Origin of the sequence: Duganella sp. BJB476, assembly GCF_003416895.1 — a bacterium.
In the GTDB taxonomy this organism is placed as follows: Bacteria; Pseudomonadota; Gammaproteobacteria; order Burkholderiales; family Burkholderiaceae_D; genus Rugamonas.
The window spans coordinates 427,646-450,074 of the sequence record NZ_QVIO01000002.1 but is presented as its reverse complement, the minus strand read 5'-3'; the positions used below and the strand labels follow the sequence as shown (position 1 = coordinate 450,074).

At 64.5% G+C, this 22,429-nt stretch carries 18 protein-coding genes; 7 read left to right on the top strand and 11 right to left on the bottom strand.

Annotated features, from left to right (window positions below):
• The first annotated feature begins 33 nt into the window (after window positions 1-33).
• From senA to D0T21_RS11480, 5 genes are all read left to right on the top strand, one after another.
• Window positions 34-1,236 (top strand): selenoneine synthase SenA, encoded by a 1,203-nt coding sequence (gene senA / locus D0T21_RS11500; protein ID WP_229211444.1) that lies wholly within the window; start codon window positions 34-36, stop codon window positions 1,234-1,236.
• A 69-nt stretch (window positions 1,237-1,305) separates the two neighbouring features.
• Window positions 1,306-2,595: an amidohydrolase family protein gene (locus D0T21_RS11495; RefSeq protein WP_116989714.1), complete on the top strand. Its 1,290-nt coding sequence runs from the start codon at window positions 1,306-1,308 to the stop codon at window positions 2,593-2,595.
• Between the two features lie 118 nt (window positions 2,596-2,713).
• Window positions 2,714-4,036: a hypothetical protein gene (locus tag D0T21_RS11490; RefSeq protein ID WP_116989715.1), complete on the top strand. Its 1,323-nt coding sequence runs from the start codon at window positions 2,714-2,716 to the stop codon at window positions 4,034-4,036.
• A gap of 211 nt (window positions 4,037-4,247) precedes the next feature.
• Window positions 4,248-4,757 carry an ATP-binding protein gene (locus D0T21_RS11485; RefSeq protein WP_116989716.1) on the top strand — a complete coding sequence of 170 codons (510 nt, stop codon included), beginning with the start codon at window positions 4,248-4,250 and terminating at the stop codon, window positions 4,755-4,757.
• 11 nt (window positions 4,758-4,768) lie between these two features.
• Complete coding sequence (locus tag D0T21_RS11480; protein WP_147328094.1) at window positions 4,769-5,182, top strand: hypothetical protein; 414 nt, start codon at window positions 4,769-4,771, stop codon at window positions 5,180-5,182.
• Here D0T21_RS11480 and D0T21_RS11475 read toward each other — a convergent pair.
• The 5 genes from D0T21_RS11475 to D0T21_RS11455 form a co-directional block, all read right to left on the bottom strand.
• Entirely contained in the window at window positions 5,179-6,411 is a 1,233-nt protein-coding gene (locus D0T21_RS11475; RefSeq protein ID WP_116989718.1) for a malic enzyme-like NAD(P)-binding protein, read from the bottom strand. The two genes, D0T21_RS11480 and D0T21_RS11475, sit on opposite strands and share 4 nt — an antisense overlap.
• Window positions 6,412-6,502: 91 nt before the next feature.
• The gene (locus D0T21_RS11470; protein ID WP_116989719.1) at window positions 6,503-7,795 is read right to left on the bottom strand and encodes a Glu/Leu/Phe/Val dehydrogenase; all 1,293 of its coding nucleotides are present in this window, start codon (window positions 7,793-7,795) and stop codon (window positions 6,503-6,505) included.
• Between the two features lie 177 nt (window positions 7,796-7,972).
• The gene (locus D0T21_RS11465; protein WP_116989720.1) at window positions 7,973-8,935 is read right to left on the bottom strand and encodes a LysR substrate-binding domain-containing protein; all 963 of its coding nucleotides are present in this window, start codon (window positions 8,933-8,935) and stop codon (window positions 7,973-7,975) included.
• A gap of 12 nt (window positions 8,936-8,947) precedes the next feature.
• A complete protein-coding gene (locus D0T21_RS11460) occupies window positions 8,948-10,294 on the bottom strand; it encodes an MFS transporter (RefSeq protein WP_116989721.1) in 1,347 nt (448 codons plus the stop codon).
• Between the two features lie 11 nt (window positions 10,295-10,305).
• Window positions 10,306-10,788, bottom strand: coding sequence for a MarR family winged helix-turn-helix transcriptional regulator (locus D0T21_RS11455; RefSeq protein ID WP_116989722.1), 483 nt, complete (start codon window positions 10,786-10,788; stop codon window positions 10,306-10,308).
• Window positions 10,789-10,923: 135 nt separating this feature from the next.
• Between D0T21_RS11455 and D0T21_RS11450 the strand changes: the two genes are divergently transcribed.
• Window positions 10,924-12,129, top strand: a complete 1,206-nt coding sequence (locus D0T21_RS11450; RefSeq protein ID WP_116989723.1) for a cation:proton antiporter — start codon at window positions 10,924-10,926, stop codon at window positions 12,127-12,129.
• Between the two features lie 12 nt (window positions 12,130-12,141).
• Entirely contained in the window at window positions 12,142-12,390 is a 249-nt protein-coding gene (locus D0T21_RS11445) for a DUF3297 family protein (RefSeq protein ID WP_026335271.1), read from the top strand.
• Between the two features lie 86 nt (window positions 12,391-12,476).
• Here D0T21_RS11445 and D0T21_RS11440 read toward each other — a convergent pair whose 3' ends face one another.
• The 6 genes from D0T21_RS11440 to D0T21_RS11420 form a co-directional block, all read right to left on the bottom strand.
• Window positions 12,477-15,491: a TonB-dependent receptor gene (locus tag D0T21_RS11440; protein WP_199538449.1), complete on the bottom strand. Its 3,015-nt coding sequence runs from the start codon at window positions 15,489-15,491 to the stop codon at window positions 12,477-12,479.
• A 124-nt stretch (window positions 15,492-15,615) separates the two neighbouring features.
• Window positions 15,616-17,700: a hypothetical protein gene (locus tag D0T21_RS11435; protein ID WP_116989724.1), complete on the bottom strand. Its 2,085-nt coding sequence runs from the start codon at window positions 17,698-17,700 to the stop codon at window positions 15,616-15,618.
• Window positions 17,701-17,713: 13 nt separating this feature from the next.
• Window positions 17,714-19,681 (bottom strand): glycoside hydrolase family 97 protein, encoded by a 1,968-nt coding sequence (locus D0T21_RS11430; protein WP_116989725.1) that lies wholly within the window; start codon window positions 19,679-19,681, stop codon window positions 17,714-17,716.
• 65 nt (window positions 19,682-19,746) lie between these two features.
• Window positions 19,747-20,712, bottom strand: coding sequence for a LysR family transcriptional regulator (locus D0T21_RS11425; RefSeq protein ID WP_116989726.1), 966 nt, complete (start codon window positions 20,710-20,712; stop codon window positions 19,747-19,749).
• Window positions 20,713-20,870: 158 nt separating this feature from the next.
• Complete coding sequence (locus D0T21_RS31685) at window positions 20,871-21,062, bottom strand: hypothetical protein (RefSeq protein ID WP_147328093.1); 192 nt, start codon at window positions 21,060-21,062, stop codon at window positions 20,871-20,873.
• A gap of 113 nt (window positions 21,063-21,175) precedes the next feature.
• Entirely contained in the window at window positions 21,176-22,426 is a 1,251-nt protein-coding gene (locus tag D0T21_RS11420; protein ID WP_116989727.1) for an MFS transporter, read from the bottom strand.
• Window positions 22,427-22,429: the final 3 nt, after the last annotated feature.

Sequence of the window (22,429 nt, the reverse complement as noted above, 5' to 3'; positions counted from 1 at the left end):
GGTGTTTTGGCTAAAAATCGTTACAATCGGCTCATGATATCAAGCCCAACATCGTTCAGGAACGCGACGCCACAGCAGTTGGCGCTGGCGCTGCGGCATGCGCGGGATTATACGCTGTCGCTGTTCGATTGCTTCGCCGCCGCCGGCATGGACGCGCCTTCGCGGGTGCCGCAGCTGCGCATCGTCAATCCGCCCTTGTGGGAGCTGGGCCACATCGCCTGGTTCGCCGAATGGTTCATCCTGCGCGAAGCCGTCTCCAGCCATCCGGCCGACGCCCACGGCAACTGCCTGCTGAGCAAAGGCGACGACTGGTTCGATTCGGCGACGGTGCCGCACCGCGCCCGCTGGTCGCTGGACCTGCCCAGCACCGGCGCGCTGAAGACCTACTGCCGCGAAGTGCTGGACCGGGTGCTCGACAAGCTGTCGCGCGAACCCAATGACGACGCGGCGCTTTATCCCTACCGGCTGGCGCTGGCGCACGAGGACATGCACGGCGAAGCGCTGCTCTACACCTTGCAGACCTTGGGCCTGGCCGCGCCGGCGCAAGCTGCGCACAACGAGCAGCCGCTGTTCGCGCCGTCGGAGATCGGCTTCCCCGGCGGGACCATCCAGTTGGGCAGCACCGAGGGACAGGGCTTCGTGTTCGACAACGAGCGCCAGGCACACAGCTTCCGCGTGGCGGCGTTCACCATCGACAGCACCCTGGTGACCAACGCGCAGTATGCCGATTTCGTCGCCGACGGCGGCTACGACAACCGCCAGTTCTGGAGCAGCGCCGGCGCCGACTGGTTGATGCGCCAGGAGCGTTCGGCGCCGCGCTATTGGCAGCGCGACGGCGCCCAATGGCGCACCGTGCGCTTCGGGCAGCCAACCACGCTGGCCGGCGCCGAGCCGGTGCGCCATGTGAACCTGTATGAAGCGCAGGCCTATTGCGCCTGGGCCGGACGCCGCCTGCCGACCGAGGCGGAATGGGAGTATGCCGCGCTGTCCGGCCATCCGGCATTCCGCTGGGGGCAGTTGTGGGAGTGGACGGCGTCGCCGTTCGAGCCTTATCCGGGCTTCAAGGCCGACCGTTATCGTGAATATTCGGAGCCGTGGTTCACCACGCACCAGGCCTTGCGCGGCGCCTCGTTCGCCACGCCGCTGCGTTTCGATTCGGCCAGGTTCCGCAATTTCTTCCTGCCCGAACGCGACGACTTTTATGCAGGATTCCGCACCTGCGCCTGGCCGGGATAGTTCAACAATCAGAACGCTTTTTTGCGTGCGCTCTGCTATTCTTTTCTTTTCGAAGAAAAGGCGCACCCAATGAAACTCAAGCATCTCCTGATTTCCGTCACCGTCCTTGGCGCCCTGGGCGCGACCGCGCCGTCGTTTGCCGACGGCGCCAAAGTGGTGGCGATACGCGCCGGTAAGCTGGTCGACGTGGTCGCCGGCACGGTGCTCAAGGACCAGACCATCATCATCACCGGCGAGCGCATTACCTCGGTCGGCCCGAGCGCTTCGGCCAAGGTGCCGGCAGGCGCGCAGTTGATCGACCTGTCGTCGCAGACGGTGCTGCCCGGCCTGATCGACATGCATACCCATTTGACCGGCGACCCTTACCTGGGCGGCTACAACGCGTTGGGCGTGTCCGACACCCGCGCCGCGCTGTACGGCGTGCGCGCCGCGCGCAAGACGCTGGAGGCGGGTTTCACCACCGTGCGCAACGTCGGCGCCAGCGGCTTCGGCGACGTGGCGCTGCGCGACGCCATCAACGACGGCGATTTCATCGGCCCGCGCATGCGCACCGCCGGTTACGCCATCGGCATCCAGGGCGGCCATTGCGACGAGAACCTGCTGCCGGCCGATATGAAGTTCACCAGCCGCGGCGTGGCCGACGGCCCATGGGAGGCGCGCGCCAAGGTGCGCGAGATGGCCAAGTACGGCGCCGACGTGATCAAGATCTGCGCATCGGGCGGCGTGCTGTCCAAAGGCGACGAGCCTGGCGCGCAGCAGTACACGCTGGAAGAGATGCAGGCCATCGTCGGCGAGGCGCATAAGCTGGGCCGCAAGGTGGCCGCGCATGCGCACGGCACCAGCAGCATCCGCGATGCGATCCTGGCCGGCGTCGATTCGATCGAGCACGCAAGCCTGATCGACGACGAGGGCATCAAGCTGGCGCGCGAGAAGGGCACCTATCTGGTGATGGACATCTACAACGACGACTTCATCCTGCAAGAGGGCGAGAAGGCCGGCATGCTGCCGGAATCGATCGCCAAGGAAAAGGTGATCGGCCAGCTCCAGCGCGACAACTTCCGCAAGGCTTTCAACGGCGGCGCCAAGATGGCCTTCGGTACCGACTCCGGCGTCTATCCTCACGGCGACAACGCCAGGCAGTTCGCCTACATGATCAAGTACGGCATGACGTCGATGCAGGCGATTCAGGCAGCCACCATCAACGCGGCCGACCTGTTGGGCTGGAAGGACCGCGTCGGTTCGCTCACCGCCGGCAAGTTCGCCGACATCATCGCCGTCAAGGGTGACCCGGCCGAGAACGCGACGGAACTGACCAAGGTGACCTTCGTCATGAAGGGCGGCGAAGTAGTCAAAAAATAAAGGCCTGTCAGGTCATCCTGCTGGCTCGCGGGGCCATGCCGTTGTGGCGCGGATGGTAAGGGGAAAGGATTGTTTTTCTATATACTTTTCGCTTTCAAACCGTGCACTGCGAGCCAGTATGAGTTTTCCAGCCTTACCCCGCCATCTGGCCTTGTTGGCGCTGGCCGCCGCGTTGAACGCCTGCGGCGGCGGCAGTTCCGCTTCTTCCGTGCCCACCACGGGCACCACCGCCGCCACCACCTTCACCGGCACCGAGCCTGACACCACCGGCTCCATCACCATCGGCCCGGCACGGCGGATAATCTTTCTGCCAAGCGGCGGCGCGCTCAAAGGCATGAGCGACGCGATGATCGTTGGCGACCATATCGTGGTGCGCTCCTTCTCCGACTCGACCGTCATCGTCAACGGCAACCAGGTGCATCCGCGCACGCGACTGACTGTGCTGGACAAGGACGGCACCCCGGTATCCAGCACCGATTACGGATTTTCGCTGGCCGCGGGTTACCTCGGCGAGTGGCAGATGCTGCCTTCGCCGGACGGCTTCGTGATGGTGCAGTCGGGCCCCGGTACCAAGCTGCTGCACTTCGACGCGCAGGCAAAGCAGATCGGCGACACGATCGACCTGTATCCGGCGGTTGCATCCACGTCGACCACCGAGCTGGCGTCGGCAGAGAGCAGCGGTGTGGTGGATGGTAACGGCTTCTGGCTGGTCACCACTTTCTCCCTGCTGCCGATCACCGACAAAACGCAGTACTTGCTCAAACTATGTAAATTCGATTTCAACGGCCGGCAGTTGACGCCGCCGTTTGAGATATCGACATCGGCCCTGCATCCGCGTGTGGCGGCGTCGGATGGCTCGGTGTTGGCCGCTTGGTTGGAAGGTGGCGGCGCCATGGTCGGCATGTGGCCGAAAGGCCTGGGCGCACCAGTGCTGCACTCCCTGGGCACCAGCGGCGCCCAGCCTTATCCGGTGGCGCTGGACACCAGCGGCAAACTGGGTGTGCTCTGGAACGGCAAGGCTACGCTCTCCAGCCCCGGCGGCGTGATGGGCGTGGCGCTCGACAAATCCGGCGTGGCGGTGCTGCCGGCTGGCCGCACCGATCTGGGGCAGGAGACCTTGTCCAGCCACTGGGCGGGCAGCGGCCGTTCGCCGGATCTCGATGCGCACCTCTACAAGGGTAGCCTGCTGTTGGCCGATGTGGTGGTCGGCTCTTTCAAAGTCGGCGATCCGGTAGGCGATGTAGTGGTGCTGGCCGATTACGGCGTCGGCACGGCGGCGATGTCGGCGCAGAAGTCGATCATCACGCGCACCCAGCTGACGGGCCAGTACGCTGAGCTGGGCGGCACCGCGGTAGTGCGGCAAATGGTGTTTGCCGATCACGCCTTGCTGCTGATCGGTGATGAAAATCATTTGCAGGCCTTGAGCATCACCCGCAATTGAGCCTCGGACGCCTGTTGTTGACACGATCAGCAGGCTATGCGATGCTCAAAGCATGATGCTGACCCCACGCCAATTCTCGAAGCTTGCGATTATTGCCGCCATTATTCCGATGGCGGGTTAGCTCTTTTGATTGTCGAAGAAGCCCGCCCTGGAGGCGGTTTTCTTTTTTTGGAAGCTCGCCTTTGGGATTTTTTGAACCAAGGAGAGTTCCATGAAAACAGAAGTTCAAGTGCCTGCCGTAGCCCGCGTCGCGACCTTGCATCTCGTATGCGGGAAAATCGCGGCAGGAAAATCCACGTTGATGAGCGAGCTGTCGAAAGCGCCGAACACTGTGCTGATCAGCGAGGACAAGATGCTGGCGACCCTCTACCCCGGAGAGATCCAGTCGCTGGCCGACTACGTGCGCTGTACGACGAAATTGCGAAGCGCCCTGCAAGGCTTGATCAGGGGCGTCCTGGCCGCCGGCAGTTCGGTGGTGTTGGACTTCCCGGCGAATACGATCGCGACGCGAAGCTGGATGAAGACGCTGTTCGCCGACACCCCGGCCGCGCACTGCCTGCACTACCTCGACGTCAGCGACGAAGAGTGCAAGCGGCGGCTGAGGCGCCGTAATGAAGAAGGCCTTCACCAATTCAGTACCAGCGAGGCCGAATTTGACTTGATCACGCAGTTCTTCGCGCCGCCGACGGAGGCGGAAGGCTTCAACGTAAAACGCTCTTGAAAGGTTGGGATATGAAAGTCAGCGCTGTGGTGTTTGGAACCTGTTGTGCCATGGGACAGGCGCTGGCGGTCGATATTCCGATGGACGCCAGGCTGGCGGCCGAGCGGCTTGAAGCCAAGACCTGCTACTCGGTGTTGACGTACAAGGGCCGGCTGGTGGGCTATGAGCTGGGCGGCGAGTTGCTCGTTTCGTCGGCCGGCCGGCTGGCCGCCGTGCCTTCCGCCAGCAGCCACGATGTGGGCGACGGCATGCCGCGCCGCTATGAGGGCGGCGGGCTGAGTTTCGACATCAAGCCGCTCAGCGACGAGAAGACCGAAACCGTCAAGGACATCACCTACACCATCAAGGAGCGCGCCGTCGCTGTCCTGGTTGAAAAGGGCAAGCGCCGGCGCTTCAAGCTCGATGTGCTGTTGAGCTGCGCTTAGATCAGCGATTCCGCCAGGTCGCGCAGGTCTTCCGCGTATTCCAGCTCGATCAGTTCCTTGCGGGCGACGCCGCTGCGCCATGCGGCAGTGGCGATCTTCGGCGTGACGCCGCTCAGCAGGCGCGGATCCAGCAGGCCAGGCACCACATAGTCCTTGCCGAAGCGGGCGTCGCTGCGCGCCATGTCGGCCAGCGCCACCACGCAGGCGCGTTTCATTTCCTGGTTGATGGTCGAGGCGCCGCAATCGAGCGCCGCGCGGAACAGGTAAGGGAAGCACAGCGCGTTGTTGATCTGGTTCGGATAGTCCGAACGGCCGGTGGCGATGATGGCGTCCGGCGCCACTTCGCGCACTAGTTCCGGACGCAGCTCAGGCTCCGGATTGGCCAGCGTGAAGACGATAGGCTGCGGCTTCATGCGCTCGATGTCCAGCGGCGACAGCACGCCCGGACCGGACACGCCGAGGAATACATCCGCGCCGTCCATCACGTCGGACAGCTTGCTGGCGCTGGTGTCCTGCGCCCAGGCGGCTTTTTCGCCGTCCAGCGCGCGCGCGGTGGTCAGCACGCCTTTGCTGTCGCAGACGTAAATGTTCTTGCGTTCCGCGCCCAGGTCCACCAGCAGTTCCAGGCAGGCGATGGCGGCGGCGCCGGCGCCGGAGCAGACGATCTTCACGGTGGCGATGTCGCGGCCGGTCATCTCGATCGCGTTCAACATGCCGGCGCCGACCACGATGGCGGTGCCGTGCTGGTCGTCATGGAACACCGGAATCGACAGGCGTTCGCGCAGCTTGCGCTCGATGTAGAAGCATTCCGGCGCCTTGATGTCTTCCAGGTTGATGCCGCCGAAGGTCGGGTGCAGCGCGGCGACGATGTCGATCAGCTTATCGGGATCGGTTTCGTCGATCTCGATGTCGAAGGCGTCGATGCCGGCGAATTTTTTGAACAGCACCACTTTGCCTTCCATCACAGGCTTGCCGGCCAGCGCGCCGATGTTGCCCAGGCCGAGCACCGCCGTGCCGTTGGTGATCACGCCGACCAGGTTGCCCTTGGCCGTGTACTCGTAGGCCTTGGCCGGATCGCGCTGGATTTCCACGCACGGCGCGGCCACGCCTGGCGAATAGGCCAGCGCCAGGTCTTCCTGGGTGGCGACGCTCTTGGTCACTTCGATGGCGATCTTGCCGGCGCTGCCGGCGCGGTGGTAGGCCAGCGCTTTTTGTTCGATGGTGCTCATGGGTGTCCTCGTTATTTTATTGGCTCTGAATGCGAAAAACGCCTGCACGAGCCGAAGCTGGTACAGGCGCAAACTGCTGGGGATCAGTAAATCATGGATACAGGCCGCGTACTTCGCGCGCTTGCAGCACGCGGGTGCACGCCAGGATGAAGGTGGCGGTACGCAGCGTGACCTTCTTCTCCTGCGACACCGACCATACGGCGTTGAAGGCATCCTGCATGATGCGGGTCAGGCGGGCGTTGATCTCGTCCTCGCTCCAGAAGAAGCTGGAGAAATCCTGCACCCATTCGAAGTACGACACGGTCACGCCGCCGGCGTTGGCCAGCACGTCCGGCACTATCAGCACGTCCTTGTCGGTCAGGATGTCGTCCGCTTCCGGGGTGGTCGGGCCGTTGGCGCCTTCCAGGATGATCTTGGTGCGGATCGTCGGCGCGTTGGCGGCGGTGATCTGCTGTTCCAGCGCGGCCGGAATCAGGATGTCCGACTCGATGCCCCAGAACGCGTCGCGGTCCAGGAAGGCTTCGGCGCCAGGGAAACCGGTCACGCTGCCGCATTCGGCGACGTGCAGGTGCAGACGTGCCACATCCAGGCCGCCTTGATTGACGACGGTGCCGGTGTGATCCTGCACGGCGATGATCTTGGAGCCGGCTTCAGCGAACATGGTCGCTGCCACGCCGCCGACGTTACCGAAACCCTGGATCGCCACACGAGCGCCTTCGATCGCCACACCGCGCTTGGCGGCGGCTTCGCGGCCCACCACGAACACGCCGCGGCCGGTCGCTTCGCGGCGGCCCAGAGAGCCACCCAGCGAGATTGGTTTGCCGGTGACGACGCCGGTCGACAGGTTACCTTCGATCATGGCGTAGGAGTCCATCATCCATGCCATCACCTGTTCGTTGGTGTTGACGTCCGGTGCCGGGATGTCCTTGTTTGGTCCGATGATCAGCGAGATTTCGCTGGTGTAGCGGCGGGTCAGGCGCTGCAGTTCGCCGCGGGACAGGGTCTTAGGATCGACACGGATGCCGCCTTTGGCGCCGCCGTATGGTACGTTCACCGCCGCGTTTTTCACGGTCATCCATGCCGACAGGGCCATCACTTCGGACAGGGTCACGTCCTGGTGGAAGCGCACGCCGCCTTTGCCTGGACCACGCGACATATTGTGCTGGACGCGGTAGCCTTCGTAGTGGGCGATGGTGCCGTCATCGCGCTCGATCGGCACGTCGACGGTCAGGATGCGCTTCGGGCGCTTAAGGGTTTCGACCCAGCGCGACAGGCTGCCCAGGTGCGGGGTGACGCGGTCGATCTGCTGCAGGTAGACGCCCCAAGGGCCCAGGTCTTCTGGATTGAGGTAGGAAGGCAGTGCGTGTGCTTGTACAGTGGTCATGCTCAAGTCTCCGTTTGAATTCGTGGCTGAAGGCCGCTCGTGGCGCTCTTCAAGTGGAGCGAATCATAGGATGGGAGACTGAAAACGGGCCAATGCTGTATGCGCATTCGGCTATGCAAAAAATGCATAGTTATGCAAGTGGTGTTAATTGGGGTGCTAATTCGCCGCTAACTGGCCTTATCTTTCCGAGACTGAGACGCGGCGTTTGCGGCCGCTATCTTTTTGCTGCTGTTCGAGGAACTCCCACAGCCGTTCGACGATGGCCTTGCCGCGCCGGTGTGCCGACGGGCGCTCGCGGTACAAGCGGATTTCCATTTCGATTTCCCACTCTGAAGCGCCGCCGTCGGCGCGCGCCAGCTGCTTTTGCTTGAGCTCCCGCGTGACCGCCGATTCGGGCAGGAAGGCTACGCCGCGACCTTCCAGCGCCATCATCTTCAGGCCTTCGGCCATGTCGGTTTCGTAGTGCGGGTCCAGGTGCAGCGGGGTCTTGGCGTCGGTCAGGATCAGTTCCACCATGCGGCCCAGGTAGGCGTTATTCGTGTACGACAAAAACGGCAGCGGCTCCTTCTTGGTGCCGGGCAGCGTGAATTCCGGCGCCTTGTTCTTGTCGCAGCGGGCGTAGGCGCACAGCGATTCGCGGCCCAGCACCAGCATGTCGTAGCGGCCCGGATCGAGCTGCACCGGCTGGCGCGGATGGTGGTAGCACAGCAGCAGGTCGCAGCCGCCTTCGACCAGCTGCATCACGGCGTCGTGCACGTTGAGCGCCATCAGGCGGCTGCTGATGGGCGCGAAGTCCTGCTCCAATGCGGTCAGCCATTTCGGCACGAAGGTCAGCGACAGCGTGTGCGGCACCGCCAGGTCGATGCTGGTCTGCGCGGCGGCCCGCTTGGAGCGCAGCATGTCGCGCGCGCCGTTGATCTGCGCCAGCATCTCCAGCGCCTGCTCGTAGAACACGATGCCGGCCGGCGTCAATCGGGTCGGATAGGAGGTGCGGTCGATCAGGTCCGTGCCCAGCCAGTTTTCCAGCGACTGGATGCGGCGGGAGAAGGCGGGCTGCGTCACATGCCGCAGCGCCGCCGAGCGGCTGAAATTATTGGTCTCGACCAGCGAGATGAAGTCTTCCAGCCATTTGGTTTCCATGCACGTTTCCTTTTACTGCGGTTGCGGGGTGTTCGAGCTGATGCTGCGGATAGGGGTGAGCAGATACGCCAGTGTCGCGAACACCACCAGTATGATGCCACCGCCGAGGAACAATTGCGACAGCGAGATCATCGTCAGCACCCAGCCGGTGACGGCGGCCGACAACGGCGCCAGTCCCATGAAGATGAACATGAAGATGCTCATGGCGCGGCCCATCATGTGCGGCGGCACGCGGCGCTGGATCCAGGTGAAGACGTTGATCTGCATGTAGCCGGACAGCAGGCCGAGGGCCAGCATCAGCGCGCACGCCTGCCATGGCGCGTGCACGGCGCCGAGCGGCATCACTAAAAAGCCGGCGATGGCGTCCGCCACCAGCAGCACGGTGCCGAAGCTGGCGAAGCGCAGGCGCGCCCCCAGCACGGCGGCGCCGGCCATCCCGAACAGCATGCCGGCGCCGTTGGCGGCCATCAGGATGCCGAGGGCGGAGGCGCCGTGCAGCTTTTCGCTGGCCAGCACCGGGATCGCCACCTGCATCGAGCCGCCGATGAACAGCGATACCGTGCCCCAGTAGATGAAGCACAGGCGCAGCGGCACGTCGTTCCACACCATCATCAGGCCGGCGCCCACGGAGCGCAGCACCGATTGCGGCGCCTCCGCTTGCGCCGGCGCCGTCAGCGGGCCGACCTTGGACAGGGTCCATGCCGAGAGCAGGAAGCTGAAGCAGTCGAAGCCAAAGGCAAACGCCAGGCCGCGCGCATCGGCCACCACGCCGCCGCTGTCACCCGACATCGCCAGCAGGCCGGCCGCCATCAGTGGGCCGATCAGCATCGACACCTGGCGCAATCCCATCAACACGCCGTTGGCCGCTTGCAGATGCTCGGCGGCGATCGCCTGCGGCATGATGGAGGTGCCGGACGGGATGCCGAAGGCCTGCGCCAGGCCGATGCAGAAGGCCAGCACGTAGATGATCATCAGCGTCAGGTGCGCGTTCAGGTCGATGGTCAGCGACAGCGATGCGCTCAGCGAGAACGTCAGCGTCGGCTGGTTGTGCAGCACCAGCAAGGTCAACAGGCCAAGCAGCGCGGCGTTGGCGTACTTGCTCAGCATGAGGACGCGCTTGGGCGAGTAGCGGTCCACCACGGCGCCGCCGATCAGGATGAAGACGGCGCGCGGAATGCTCATCAGCGCGATGACGAAGCCCAGCGCCAGCGTGTCGCCGGTGAGCTTGAGCACCAGCCAGGGCAGGGCGATCATGGTCAGCTGGTCGCCCAGCATGGAGATCACGCCGCCGCGCAGCAGCCATTTGAAGTTCGGGTCGCGCTTCAATGCCGCGCGTTGCAGTTTTTTGGGATCGTCCATGATGGCGTCTCTTAGGAGTTGGTGGCGTTCATGCCGGCGATCAGGCCAAGCGCGGTGCTCAGTTCATCGAAATGCGCGGTGGGGCAGTTGCGCAACAGGTCCTTGCTGATCTGCTCCGCCACCACGACGGCGTTGTTCAGCAGTTCGCGGCCGGTGTCGGTGATGGCGGCGTAGGCCACGCGGGCGTCGCGCGGATCCTGCTGGCGTTCGACCAGGCCGATTTTTTCCAGCGGCAGGAGGGTGCGGGTGACGCCGGACGCGGTCAGGCCCTGGCGCTCGGCCAGGTCGACCCGGCGCAGGCGGCCGCCAGGGGCGCGGTTCAGGTAGTGCAGCAGCATGAAGTCGCCGAAGCTGATGCCGTGGTAGCCGCCCAGCACCTGGTCGAGCCGGCGCACCAGCGCGGCCTGCGCGCGCGCCAGCCGCAGCGCAAATTCCAGGCTGGGACTGATGGCGGCCGGGGTGTCGGCCGGGTTGTCGTCAATAATCTCGTTCATGCTGTGCTCCGTTATCAATTAATTCTTGATTGATGTTTGAGTGAGCAAGTATATAGTAATTGCTTGAGCACGCAAGTAGTTTTTAGCAATCAGATATGGTATCGTTTCCAGATCCAAAAAATAGCGGGAGACACGATGCACATGGGAACCACCGAGATATTCCTGATCGCCATGCTGATCATTTTCAGCGTGCCGTATCTGATTTGGCGCTTCGGCAACACCGACTACTACGCGCCGCTGGTGGTGGTGCAGATCATCACCGGCATCCTGCTGGGGCCGGGCATTATGGGGCGCGCCTATCCGGAGTACTACAGTTTCGTCTTCAACCCGCAGGTGGTGCAGTCGCTGAACGGCGTCGCCTGGTGGGCGGTGATGATCTTCGTGATGATCGCCGGCATCGAGCTGGACCTGAAGAAGGCCTGGGAGCACCGCCGCGAAAGCACCATCACCGCCGGCCTGGCGCTGGGCACGCCGCTGGTGTTCGGCTGCGTGGCCGCGTTGGGACTGGTCGGCTACGCCGGCTGGATGGGGCCGAAAGCGCAGAGCTGGCAGTTCGTGCTGGGCATAGGCATGGCCTGCGCCGTGACCGCGCTGCCCATCCTGATCCTGCTGATGGAAAAGCTGGAGATCCTGCGCCAGCCGATCGGCCAGCGCATCCTGCGCTACGCCAGCCTGGACGATATCGCGATCTGGGGCGTGCTGGCAGTGATCCTGCTGGACTGGGACCGCGTCGGCCGCCAGCTGGGCTTCCTGGTGGTGTTTGCCGTGGCGACCAAGCTGTTCCGCATGATGATGGTGCGCCTTGAGGAGCGCGATCGCTGGTACATCTCGTTCATCTGGCTGGCGGCCTGCGCGTTCGCGGCCGACTGGGCCGGCCTGCACTACATGGTCGGCGCCTTCCTGGCCGGGGCGGTGATGGATGCGGACTGGTTCAACCAGGAGAAGATGGACTTCCTGCGCGCCAACGTGCTGATGGCCGTGATGCCGGTGTTTTTCCTCAGCACCGGCCTGCGCACCAACTGGGCAGTCGGTGGCTCGGCCGTGTTCATCGTGGCGGCGGTGCTGCTGATCGCTTCGGTCAGCGGCAAGCTGGCCGGCATCCACATCGCCGGCAAGATCCTCAAGTGGGGGCCGGGCGAGGCGTCCATCATCGGCTGGCTGTTGCAGACCAAGGCGCTGATCATGATCATTTTTGTCAACATTTTGCTCGACAAGCAGATCATCACCAGCGAGACCTTTACCGCGCTGTTGTTGATGGCGATAGGCAGCACCATGCTGACGGTGCCGATGGTCTATCCAAAATTGCAGCGGGTTGCGCAGCTGATCTTCAAAACCAGCTGATATAATGGCGGGATGAACGATACTACCCAACTCCCTCCATTGCCGGATCGTCTGTCGATTGATCCGCGCAGCAAATTCCACGTTGCCGCCGTGTTTGAACACGATGTGGGCATCCGTTTTAACGATAAAGAACGCCTGGACGTCGATGAGTACTGCATCAGCGAAGGCTGGATCAAGGTCCCGGCCGGCAAAAGCCTGGACCGCTTCGGTAACCCGATGCTGATCAAGCTGAAGGGCAAAGTCGAAGCCTTCTATCGTTAATCCATCCGAATAGATAAATAGAAAAAACCCACCTGCCTGAACGCGCTCAAGATCGCGTTCAGTGCGGGTGGGTTTTTTTTTATGGATCAGAACCGGTGGTTGTACTCCGCCGTGAAGCGCACCTGGCGTTCCGGCGCCCGTCCCAGCACCTGGTTGTAGTACGCACTGACCGTGCCCGGCCCCGAGTTGTAGCCCGGCTGCGTGGCCAGGTCGGTCTGCTGGTTCAGCAGGTTGAAGACATCGGCCTTCAAGCTCAGGCCCTTGAGCCAGCGCGGCATGTAAGTCACGTTCAGCGCCAGCCGCACGTCGGTCGGCAGGGTGCCGGCCGTGCCGCGCGGCGCCAGCTTCTCGTCGCAGTAGAAGGTGGCGGAGCCGTACCAGCCGGCCGGGTTGTTGTTGACGTCGAGCGCCTTGGGCAGGTTGCCGATGCAGGACTTCGGCGCTCCGGTGGCGATGTTGAGGTTGCCGCCCACGCGCCATTCCGGCGTCAGCTCATAGTAGCCATACGCCTTCAGCACCTGCGTGTGGTTGTTGGGCAGCAGGCCGTTGGCGCCGGTCATCAGCTCCGGGTAGTCGAAGGCGGTGGTGGCGGCCAGGTCGGCCTGGCCGATGTCGGATGCCACCTGGCCTTCCATATTGCCCCGGCTGCGCGACAGCGTGTAGTTGACCTTGCCATACCAGCCGTCGCGCAGCGGATGCTCAAGGAAGAAGTCCAGCGCCGTGTAGATGCGCTCCACTTTCGGCAGGCCCATGTCGTCGGCCGTCAGCGGGATCGTCACCAGCTTGCCGTCGCGGCGCAGGTCCAGCACCAGGGTATTGTCGCGGCCTGGATTGATCAGCAGGCAGGGCATGCTGTACTTGCTGGCGTCGACATTGTTGCGCTTTGCCCAGGCATCCACCGGACGCTGGTCGCACCAGTCTTCGATGGTGTTGCGCAGCGTGCGGTAGGTGAACTTGGCGCCGGCGGTGTAGGCCGGCGTCAGCGCCGCCTCGATGCCCAGCGCCAGTTCATCCTGGTAGGTGGCGCCCAGGCTGCTGGCCGCCACCTGGTGCGGATCCTTGGCCTGGCCATACTCGTTACCGGCCGAGAAAGGCTTGCTGATCTCGGTCAGGCCGGTCGGCACGCCGGTTTGGGGATCGACGCCGGTGTAGGTGAAGTAGTGATCGATGTGCACCGGATTGCCGGCCAGGCGCAGCGCCACGCTGGTCGGAATCTGCAGGTGGTAGCGGCCGGCGTTGGCGAACAGCTTCATGCTGCTGTCGCCGCGCACATCCCAGGCCGCGCCCAGTCGCGGCGCCAGCATGTGGCGCTGCTCGGCATACGCCACGCCGAAGCTGTTCTTGTTGGTGAACTGTTCGTTGCGCAGTCCCAGGTCCAGCAGCAGCGTGTCGGTGACCTGCCAGCGATCCTGGATGTATTGCGCGCTCTGGTCGGTATGCGGCGAGGCCGAGTCGCTCTGGTGGTATTCGTCCACGTAGTAGCCCTGGGTGCCGTAGCCGCCGCCGGATGCCGGCGAGCGGCCGCCGGGCACCGTCAAATTCGGCTTGTCCGAGCGGGAGTAGATCCAGCTGCCGCCGCCGGCCAGTGAGGAACCGTTGATCGACGAAACGTTGTTGCGGTCGACGCCGGCGCGCAGGCCATGCTCGCCCAGCTTGTACTCGACGTCCAGGCGCAGCGTGGATTGCTTGTCCTCCGCGTTGGCCACCTGCATGGTGCCGCCTATGGGCTGCGGGTTGTTGTAGGTCAGTCCCGGCACCTGGGCGTGCAGCGGAGCGCTGATCTGGTACACACCCGGCACATAGCCTTCCGTGCTTTGTGGATAGGTCGATTTGAAGCGGCCGGCCAGCGCCGTCACGGTCAGGCGGTCGGTCAGGTAGCCGGTGTATTTCAGGATCGAGTCGTTGGTGATGGCGCCGTCGCCCGTGACGCCGTCGGCGCGCACGTTGTTGCGCTGTAGCGTGGCGTAGCTGAAGCCGTAGTTCTGCTGGGTCTTCTTGTACTCGTCGTGGATCTGGGTGAATTCGAGGCGGTGGTCGTCGCTGATGTTGTAATCGAGCTTGAGCAGGTAGCGCGGCGTGAGGGTCTCGCGTTCGGTCCAGCCATTGCTCTTGATGGTCGAATCGGAGTCCTTGCTGATGTAGCCGGTGGTGAAGCGGTCCTGTTCCAGGTTGGCGAACACGAACAGCTTGTCCTTGATCAGCGGTCCGCCCACATAGGCGCTGCCGAAGACGTCGGTGGCGTTGTTGGCGCCGCGGTAGGTCAGCAGCTTGCCGTCGGTGTCCGGGTTGGCGCCGGTTTGCGGATAGTAGGTGTCCTCCGGCTTGGCGCGCAGCCAGTTGGGCGTGTACTGCAATACCGCGCCGGCATCCCAGTGGTTGGTGCCGCTCTTGGTGGTGATGTTGACCACGCCGCCGGTGGAACGGCCGAATTCGGCGCTGTAGCCGCCTTGCAGGATCTGCGCCTGCGCGATGGCGAAGAAGGGCAGCGTGGTCGAGCCGATCTGCTTGTACACATTGGTGACCGGGAAGCCGTTGATGTAGTACGAGTTCTCCGACACGCCGGCGCCGCCGAAGCTGTCGCCGCCGATGCGCGGATTGCCGCGCGAGGTACCGGGCGCCAGCTGGATGATGCCCGACAGGCTTTGCGCCACCGGCAGCGCGTCCAGTTCGCGCGCGGTGAACACGGCGCCGTTGTTGGTGTTGCTGACGTCAATGTTGCGGCGACGGCTGCTGACGGTGACCGCCTGCACGGCCTCGAACGAGGCTTCGACACCCTGGCCGATCAAGGCCTCCACTTCCAGCGTGCGTTCGACGTCGTCGCCGCGCATCAGCATGACCTTGTAGGTGCCGGGCTGCATGGAGGTGGCCTGATAGCGTCCGCTGGCGTCGGGATGGACAACACGGCGCGCGCCGGTGGCCGTGTTCTCCAGCACAATGCTGGCGCCGTTTGGATTGGCAACCTGGCCGAAGATGGTGCCGGTGGCGTTCGATTGTGCGTAGGCTGGTGCGACCAATCCGCCTGACAAAAGGGCGCCGCCGAATGCCAGCGCGAGTGCGTGGGCGACGAGCGTCATCCGGGCGCGGTGAGTGGGGTTCTTCATGATGTCTCCTTATCGTTTTTTTGATGATCGGCTGCCGCAGGCAGCCGATGGAGACATACTAGGCAAGGCGGGGATGGCAATCTAATGAATGTTTAGCCACCACCATTGCTGAAAACGATATGCATCAATTGGACAGTGAGTCGGGCAGCGTGACCTGCAACGGCGCCTTGCCGTCCCACGCCTGATCCAGCACGGCCTTGCCGTTCAGGCGCACCTGCACGCGCTGCGCCGGCTGGCCTGGCCGCAGGCGTGTCGTGACCAGGTCGAGGCCTTCGCCCTGGTCGCCAGCGCCGAACGCGCGTATGCGCCGCAAGGCCATGCGCGGCCAGCCCTTGGGCAGGCGCGGCGCGAAACTGAAGCTGCGCAAACCGGTCGGCTCGATGCCGAACAGGCCTTCCGTCATCACGCGCGCATACAGGCCGCTTTCCGCCGACAGGTGGCGTTGCTGGCCTTCCGGCCACGCCTCCACCGCGTACGGTACGTGCTCGCCCAGCAAGCGGCGGCCGGAGTAGTAGCGCAGGTAGGGCATGCTGCGTTCCAGTTCACCCGCCTTCAGCAGGCCGCGCAGCGTGTATAGCGTCGCGCGGTCCCAGAAGGTCTTGTCGCCGGCTTCGGTCAGCACGCCGTTTTCAGACCACAGCTGCGGTGACAGCAGCGCGTCGATGGTGCCGCGCTGGCGTTCCGTGATGCCGAACGCCAGCGGCAGTGCGATCCACGCGCGCAGCTTGTCGTTGCCGGCGTAGTAGCGGTAGGTGTCGTAGCCACCCATGCTGGCGCCGAAGTAGCGCTCGATGGCCGCACGCTGTTTCTGTGCTTCCTGCTGGAGCGCTGCGGCGCGGGGCTGGTCGCCCAGCGCCGCGTTCAGGCGCGCGGCGCCGGTCAGGCCGCCGTAGGCCAGCACGTTGGTCGACAGGTTGGCTTTGCCGGCCGGGAAGCGGCCTTCCAGTTCATCGCTGTCGGAATGGACGATGCCTTCGGCGTCGCGCTGGCGGCGCGTGAATTCCAGGCACCAGTCGATCAACGGCAGCAGCTGGCGCGCGGTGCCGGCGTCGCCCTGCGCCAGCGCGAACTGGCTGGCGCCGTAGGAAATCATGGCGCAGTCGCCACGGTCGCCGGCGCCGTTCCAGTAGCCGCGTCCCTCGGCGATGATGGAGGAGGGCAGCGGCTTGTATTCAGGATTCATGTAGCGCGCGAACAGGCCGAAGCTGGTGATCGCGCTCTGCACGGCGGCGCGATCGCCCAGGTAGGGGAAGAATGGGTTGACGTATTCCGCCTGGTCGTTGGCCCAGACGGCGGCGTAGTAGCGGGTGCCGCCTGGTCCGTGCAGCAGGCCGCCGCGCGTGGCGAACACGCTTTCTGCGGCGCGCACTTTGGAGAAGGCGAACATGGCGTCGAGCACGGAGTCCGGCGTTTCCAGTACCAGGTCTGCGCGCCATTGCGCCACCTTGCGGGCGCGCGCCTGCAGGGCTTCTTCGCCGTCCACGTACACCATCTCGTTTTGCAGGCGGCCGCTGACGATCACGTCGACGTGCACGCGCGCGCCCGGCGCCAGCGTGCCTTCGCGCGCCGCCGACTGCACGGCGATCACGTAGGCGCCATGCGTGCCGCGATCGGCGGGCGTGGTCTCGCTGTTGTCCAGCGCGGCGAAGCTGTAGCGCCGCGCGGTCTTGCCGTTGTTGACCAGCTCCAGCCGCTCCACCAGCGCCGGCTCGTCCGGCGACGGCGTCAGCGTGCGGGTCAGCAGCAGGCCAGGCGCCAGTTGGGATTGCAGGCTAAGGCGGCCGTCGAAGCGCACCTGTTGCAGATGCTCGGCGGCGGCCGGAGCGCCGTCGATCATGATGGCGGGCGTGGCTTCGGGGCCGAATTTGCGTATCAGGCTGGCGTGCGTGTCGTCCGGGATGGTGCGCAGCATCGGCCATACCACGGTGCGTGTCAGCAGCAGCGTGCCGTCGGCCTGGCTGCCGTAGTCGATCACCGTCGATACCTGGCGGCCGCTCATCTCCAGTTGGTCGCGATGGGTGTCGCCGACTTGCCAGCGGATCGCGTTACCGTCGATCTGCCAGTGCGGCGTGAAGGTTGGTGGCGCCGCCTGCGCCGAACTGGCTGCTGGTGCCGCGCTTGCCGCCTGCGGGATGGTCAAGGTGGCGGCGAAAGCGGCGGCCAGCGCGACGGCCAACGAGGTCGCGCGCGCGTGTCGTGAGTTGTGCATGTTGTGGTGCTCCTTATTTCGCAGGCGTGCCTGGGCGGATGATGGCGGCCCAGCCTCCGCCTGGCGCCAGGCGCATGGTGAGGCGGCTGGCGCGGGTCACGCTGGCGCTGCCGGCCTGCACGTCGGTGGCGAAGATCGCCGCGTTCGGGCCGTCCTCCATGCTGCTCATCTGGTAGTCGCCTTCGCCCAGGAAGGACAGGTCGAGTGCCAGTTCGCGGCCGTCGGCGCCGGTCATGGCGCCCACATACCAGGTGTCGCCGTGGCGGCGCGCCATGGCCACGTAGCGGCCCAAGTCGGCGTGCAGCACGCGGCTTTCGTCCCACTCCACCGGCACCTGGCGGATGAAGGCCAGCGACGAGGGATTGGCGCGGTACTGCGACGGGCTGTCGGCCAGCATCTGCAAGGGACTTTCATAGATCACGTACATCGCCAGCTGGTGCGCGCGCGTGCCCTGGCTCATGGGGCGGTCGAAGCTGGCCACGAAGTCCTTGCGGTGGGCGTTGCTCATGGCGCCGGGGGTGTAGTCCATCGGTCCGGCGAACATGCGGATGAAGGGCACGGTGACGTCATGCTCCGGGGTTTGCTTGTCGGTCCACTTGTCGTTTTCAAGTCCCTTCACGCCTTCGAAGGTGAGCACGTTCGGCCAGGTGCGTTGCAGGCCGCTGGGCTTGAAGCTGCCGTGGAAGTCCACCAGCAGCTTGCGCGCCGCCGCTTCACGCGCCACGCGTTCATAGTAGTTGACCATCCACTGGTCGGCGCGCTGCATGAAGTCGACCTTGATGCCGGCCGCGCCCCAGCGCGCGAACTGGTCCAGCGCCGCCGTCATCTGGGTGTCCAGCGTTTTCCACGAGACCCACAGGATGATGCCGACGCCGCGTTCCTTCGCATGTGCCATCAGCGCCGGCATGTCGATCGCCGGCTTGACCGCCAGCAGGTCGCCCAGCTCGTACCAGCCTTCGTCCATGATGATGTATTCGAGGCCGTTCTCCGCCGCGAAGTCGATGTAGTGGCGATAGGTGCGCGTGTCGATGCCTGATTTGAACGGCACGTTGTACAGGTGGTTGCCGTTGTACCAGTCCCACGCCACCTTGCCCGGCTTGATCCACTCGGTTTGTTTCAGCTCCTGGGCGTCGGCCAGCAGGTAGGGCATCTGGTTCAGCAACAGGCCGCCGGCGTCGGCGGCGATGCCCAGGATGCGCCACGGGTAGGCGCGGGTGCCGGCGGTGCGCGCGATGTAGGGCGCTTCCTGCGTCACCGGCACGTTGCGGTCGTCGCGCGCGGTGTCGGCCAGCGCCACTTTCGGGAACACGGCGCGCAGGCCATCCGCCTCGCCGTGCAGGTACATGCCGGGATAGTCGCGCAGGCCGGATTCGGTCAGCACCAGGTGCGTGCCGCCGCTGCGCACCAGCGCCGGCACGCCGACCAGTTTGCCGGCCGCCTCGCCGATGGCCAGCGGCTGGTAATAGTGCTCGTTATGCGACTGCATGGACTTTTCCTGCGGCCAGTACAGCGTGTCCTGCGGCCGCACGTGGACGCCCGCCAGTTCGTCCTCCACCGTCACCTGGCCGGGCAGCTCGGTGCGGAAGCGGTAGGCGATGCCTTCGTCGTAGGCGCGTACTTCCAGCGTGTAGCCGCCGGCGAAGTCCAGCCGCAGGGCGTTGTAGTGGTCGCGCACCTGGCGCGACTTCTGCGCCACCACAGGACGCACCGTGGTGTCGATGCTGGTGCGCTGTTGCTTGGTCAGGCGCGGATGGTCGCCCAGGGTGCCGATGCCGCTCAGCTTCAGGCCGATGGTGGTGGGCAGCACCAACTGGGTGTCGCGGTGGCTGACCGCCAGCGTCAGCTGCTCGCCGGTGTCGATGGTGACGCGCAGCTGGCGGTCGGGCGAATTCAGTTCCAGCAGGTTGGCGGCCTGGCTGGCCAGTGGCGCGATCAGGAACAACGCGCCGGTCAGGCGGCGTGCAAAGGATAGGTGTTTCAAGGCAGTCTCCATCTAGGTGTTTTTGGCATGCTAAGCGCGCGGGGCGATAGCAGTCCATTCACCTTTTATGCGTTTGCCATATCGAATACGGCAAGGCTGGTCGAAGCCTGGCGGCGTATCGCCTGCAGCAGCAGCTCGGCGCCCGGCGACAGCAGGCGGTCGCGCCGGCGGATGATGCCGTAGGGGTCCATCTGGCAGGCCAGTTCGATCGGCAGCACCGTCAGCAGGCCCAGTTCCTGGTAGCGCAGCGCGACGTCGGCAGACATCACGTTCAGCGCGTCGCTCATTTGCAGCATGCTGGTGATCAGCACGATCTCGCTGGTGTCGACCACGTCACCCGGCGGCTCCAGGCCGGCGTTGTGGAACTGCTGGTCGAAGCGCTGGCGCAGGATGCTGCCGGGCGGCGGCATGATCCACGGCGCCGACGCCAACTCCTGCAGCGAGAGCCGCTCGCGCGCGGCCAGCGGGTGGCTGATGCGCGCCACCACCACCACCGGTTCGGCCGCCAGCTCCTCGTATTGCAGGTCGGCGTTGTCGGACAGGCCGGTCATGCGCGCCAGCAGAAAATCGAAGTTGCCGCGTTGTAGGCGTTCGAGCAGCACCATGCTCGATTCGACCTGCACGCCGATGCGCAACAGCGGCGCCAGTTTTTTCACGCGTGTGATGGCGCAGGGCAGCAGCCGCATGGCCGGCGTCATGATGCTGCCGACGTCGACCTGGCCGGCCAGGCCGGACCTGAGCGCGACGATGTCCTCATGCGCGCGCGCCAGGCTGGTGAGCGCCATGCGGGCGTGGCGTATCATGCTTTCGCCGTAGATGGTGGGTTCCATGCCGCGCGGCAGGCGTTCGAACAGCGCGATGCCGAGCATGTCCTCAAGCTCCTTGAGTTGCTTGGAGGCGGCCGGCTGGGTCATGCACAGGACTTCGGCGGCGCGCATCAGCGTGCCTTCGTCGTCGAGCGCGATCAGCAGCAGCAGCTGGCGGGTTTTCAGCCGCGCGCGCAGGAACCAGTTGGGATTTGGCGCGTTCATGGCGTCTCCGTTGTAATTATGAAAAAATTATACGGGGCGGTGCCATAGCCGTTCAATGATGTTATCGAGGCCTTTGATATCGAAATCAGCATAGTGCCGAATACGAAACGGCCCGGCCGAAAAATCGACCGGGCCGTCTGTGACCGGGGAGTGGCTTGTTATTGCGCCGGCGTTTCGCCGCGCAATCGGTCCAGCATCTGCAAGGTCGTCGGCAGCAGGTTCATGATGCCGTGATACGCACAGTATTCACAAAATGCCTCTTCCGGACTCATGGCGGTGATGCTGGCGTCCGAGTGTCCGCGACGGCGCAGTGCGCGTAAGCAGGCTGCGTCCATATTCCTTGCGTTCATGCGCTGATTCCCTTTCGAATGGTTCCAGGTTGGTTGGGATGATGTCTCAGCGCAATTATATGCTCAAAATAGTGCTATGTGGCAACTATATTGGGATATTTTAAGATTCGGGGCTATTTTGTCATGGCGGCGCCCTGCGGCATGGCCGCCGCCACTGTGTTGCGGTTCAGGCGCCACAGCAAGGCCAGGCCGACCAGCGAGGTGCCGACCACGACGAAACCGACCACGTCGAAATGCTGCAGCTTGCCGGACACGCCCTGGGTGACGATATGACCGGCCAGCACCGAGGCCACGCCGCCCGACAGCTGCTGGATCGAGGCGCTGATGGCGTTGAACGAGCCGCGCTGGGTCTGCGCCGGCACGCCCGCCATCATGGCTTGGAACGGTATCATCCGCGAGAAGATGCCGATGAACAGCACGGTGTTGATGACGATGAACACCGGCAGCGAGGTCGGGCCCAGGTGGGTGTAGATCAGCACCATGGTGATGGTGACCGTAGTGCCGAACATGAATACGCGGAACTTGCCGACCGCGTCGGCCAGCTTGCCGATCATCGGGCCGATGAAGATGGTGCACAGGCCGGTGACCAGGTAGACCGTTGGCAGGTGGAACAGGTCGATGCCCAGGTTGTTGACGATGTAGGCGCTGCTGAACGGCATCAGCATGAAGCCGCCGGTGGTCAACAGCGCGGTGGTGGCGAAGGCCAGCAGGTAGCGCCGCTCGGTGACGGTGTGGAACAGGTGCATCCAGGCGCTGTGCTCCTGCGGCTTGCCGAGGTGGGCGTTGACCGGTTGCAGTTGCCACGCCACCAGCAGGCCGCCGGTCAGGCCGAAGGCGGCCATGGCGACGAAGGGGATGTGCCAGTTCCAGTGGCTCGACAAATAGATGCCGGCCGGGATGCCCAGCACCTGGCTGGCGGCAAACGCGGTCTGGATGAAGCCCATGACGCGGCCACGCTGTTGCGGCTGGAACAGGTCGCTGGCGATGGCCAGCACGATGGAGCCGATCACGCCGCCGAACAGGCCGGTGACGATGCGCGCGGCCAGCAGCGATTCATAGCTTTGCGCCATGCCGCACCACAGGGTGCCGAGGATGAAGCCGCTGTAGAAGAACAGCAGCAGCTTCTTGCGGTCGAAGCGGTCGGCGAAACCGGCCGTCAGCAGGCCGGACGCGCCGGCGCTGAAGGCGTAGGCCGACACCACCAGGCCGAATTGCTTGGGGCTGATGTTCAGGGCCGGCATGATGACCGCGCCAAGCGGCGACATCAGCATGAAATCGAGGATGACGGCGAACTGCAGGAAGGCCAGCATCGCCACCACGGTTTTTTGATAGCCGGTGAACGGCGTCGGTACGGGTTTTGTCATAGG

Coding starts and splice junctions, on each gene's coding strand:
- senA (WP_229211444.1), top strand. CDS start 34: ATGATATCAAGCCCAACATCGTTCAGGAACGCGACGCCACAGCAGTTG.
- D0T21_RS11495 (WP_116989714.1), top strand. CDS start 1,306: ATGAAACTCAAGCATCTCCTGATTTCCGTCACCGTCCTTGGCGCCCTG.
- D0T21_RS11490 (WP_116989715.1), top strand. CDS start 2,714: ATGAGTTTTCCAGCCTTACCCCGCCATCTGGCCTTGTTGGCGCTGGCC.
- D0T21_RS11485 (WP_116989716.1), top strand. CDS start 4,248: ATGAAAACAGAAGTTCAAGTGCCTGCCGTAGCCCGCGTCGCGACCTTG.
- D0T21_RS11480 (WP_147328094.1), top strand. CDS start 4,769: ATGAAAGTCAGCGCTGTGGTGTTTGGAACCTGTTGTGCCATGGGACAG.
- D0T21_RS11475 (WP_116989718.1), bottom strand. CDS start 6,411: ATGAGCACCATCGAACAAAAAGCGCTGGCCTACCACCGCGCCGGCAGC.
- D0T21_RS11470 (WP_116989719.1), bottom strand. CDS start 7,795: ATGACCACTGTACAAGCACACGCACTGCCTTCCTACCTCAATCCAGAA.
- D0T21_RS11465 (WP_116989720.1), bottom strand. CDS start 8,935: ATGGAAACCAAATGGCTGGAAGACTTCATCTCGCTGGTCGAGACCAAT.
- D0T21_RS11460 (WP_116989721.1), bottom strand. CDS start 10,294: ATGGACGATCCCAAAAAACTGCAACGCGCGGCATTGAAGCGCGACCCG.
- D0T21_RS11455 (WP_116989722.1), bottom strand. CDS start 10,788: ATGAACGAGATTATTGACGACAACCCGGCCGACACCCCGGCCGCCATC.
- D0T21_RS11450 (WP_116989723.1), top strand. CDS start 10,924: ATGCACATGGGAACCACCGAGATATTCCTGATCGCCATGCTGATCATT.
- D0T21_RS11445 (WP_026335271.1), top strand. CDS start 12,142: ATGAACGATACTACCCAACTCCCTCCATTGCCGGATCGTCTGTCGATT.
- D0T21_RS11440 (WP_199538449.1), bottom strand. CDS start 15,491: ATGAAGAACCCCACTCACCGCGCCCGGATGACGCTCGTCGCCCACGCA.
- D0T21_RS11435 (WP_116989724.1), bottom strand. CDS start 17,700: ATGCACAACTCACGACACGCGCGCGCGACCTCGTTGGCCGTCGCGCTG.
- D0T21_RS11425 (WP_116989726.1), bottom strand. CDS start 20,712: ATGAACGCGCCAAATCCCAACTGGTTCCTGCGCGCGCGGCTGAAAACC.
- D0T21_RS31685 (WP_147328093.1), bottom strand. CDS start 21,062: ATGAACGCAAGGAATATGGACGCAGCCTGCTTACGCGCACTGCGCCGT.
- D0T21_RS11420 (WP_116989727.1), bottom strand. CDS start 22,426: ATGACAAAACCCGTACCGACGCCGTTCACCGGCTATCAAAAAACCGTG.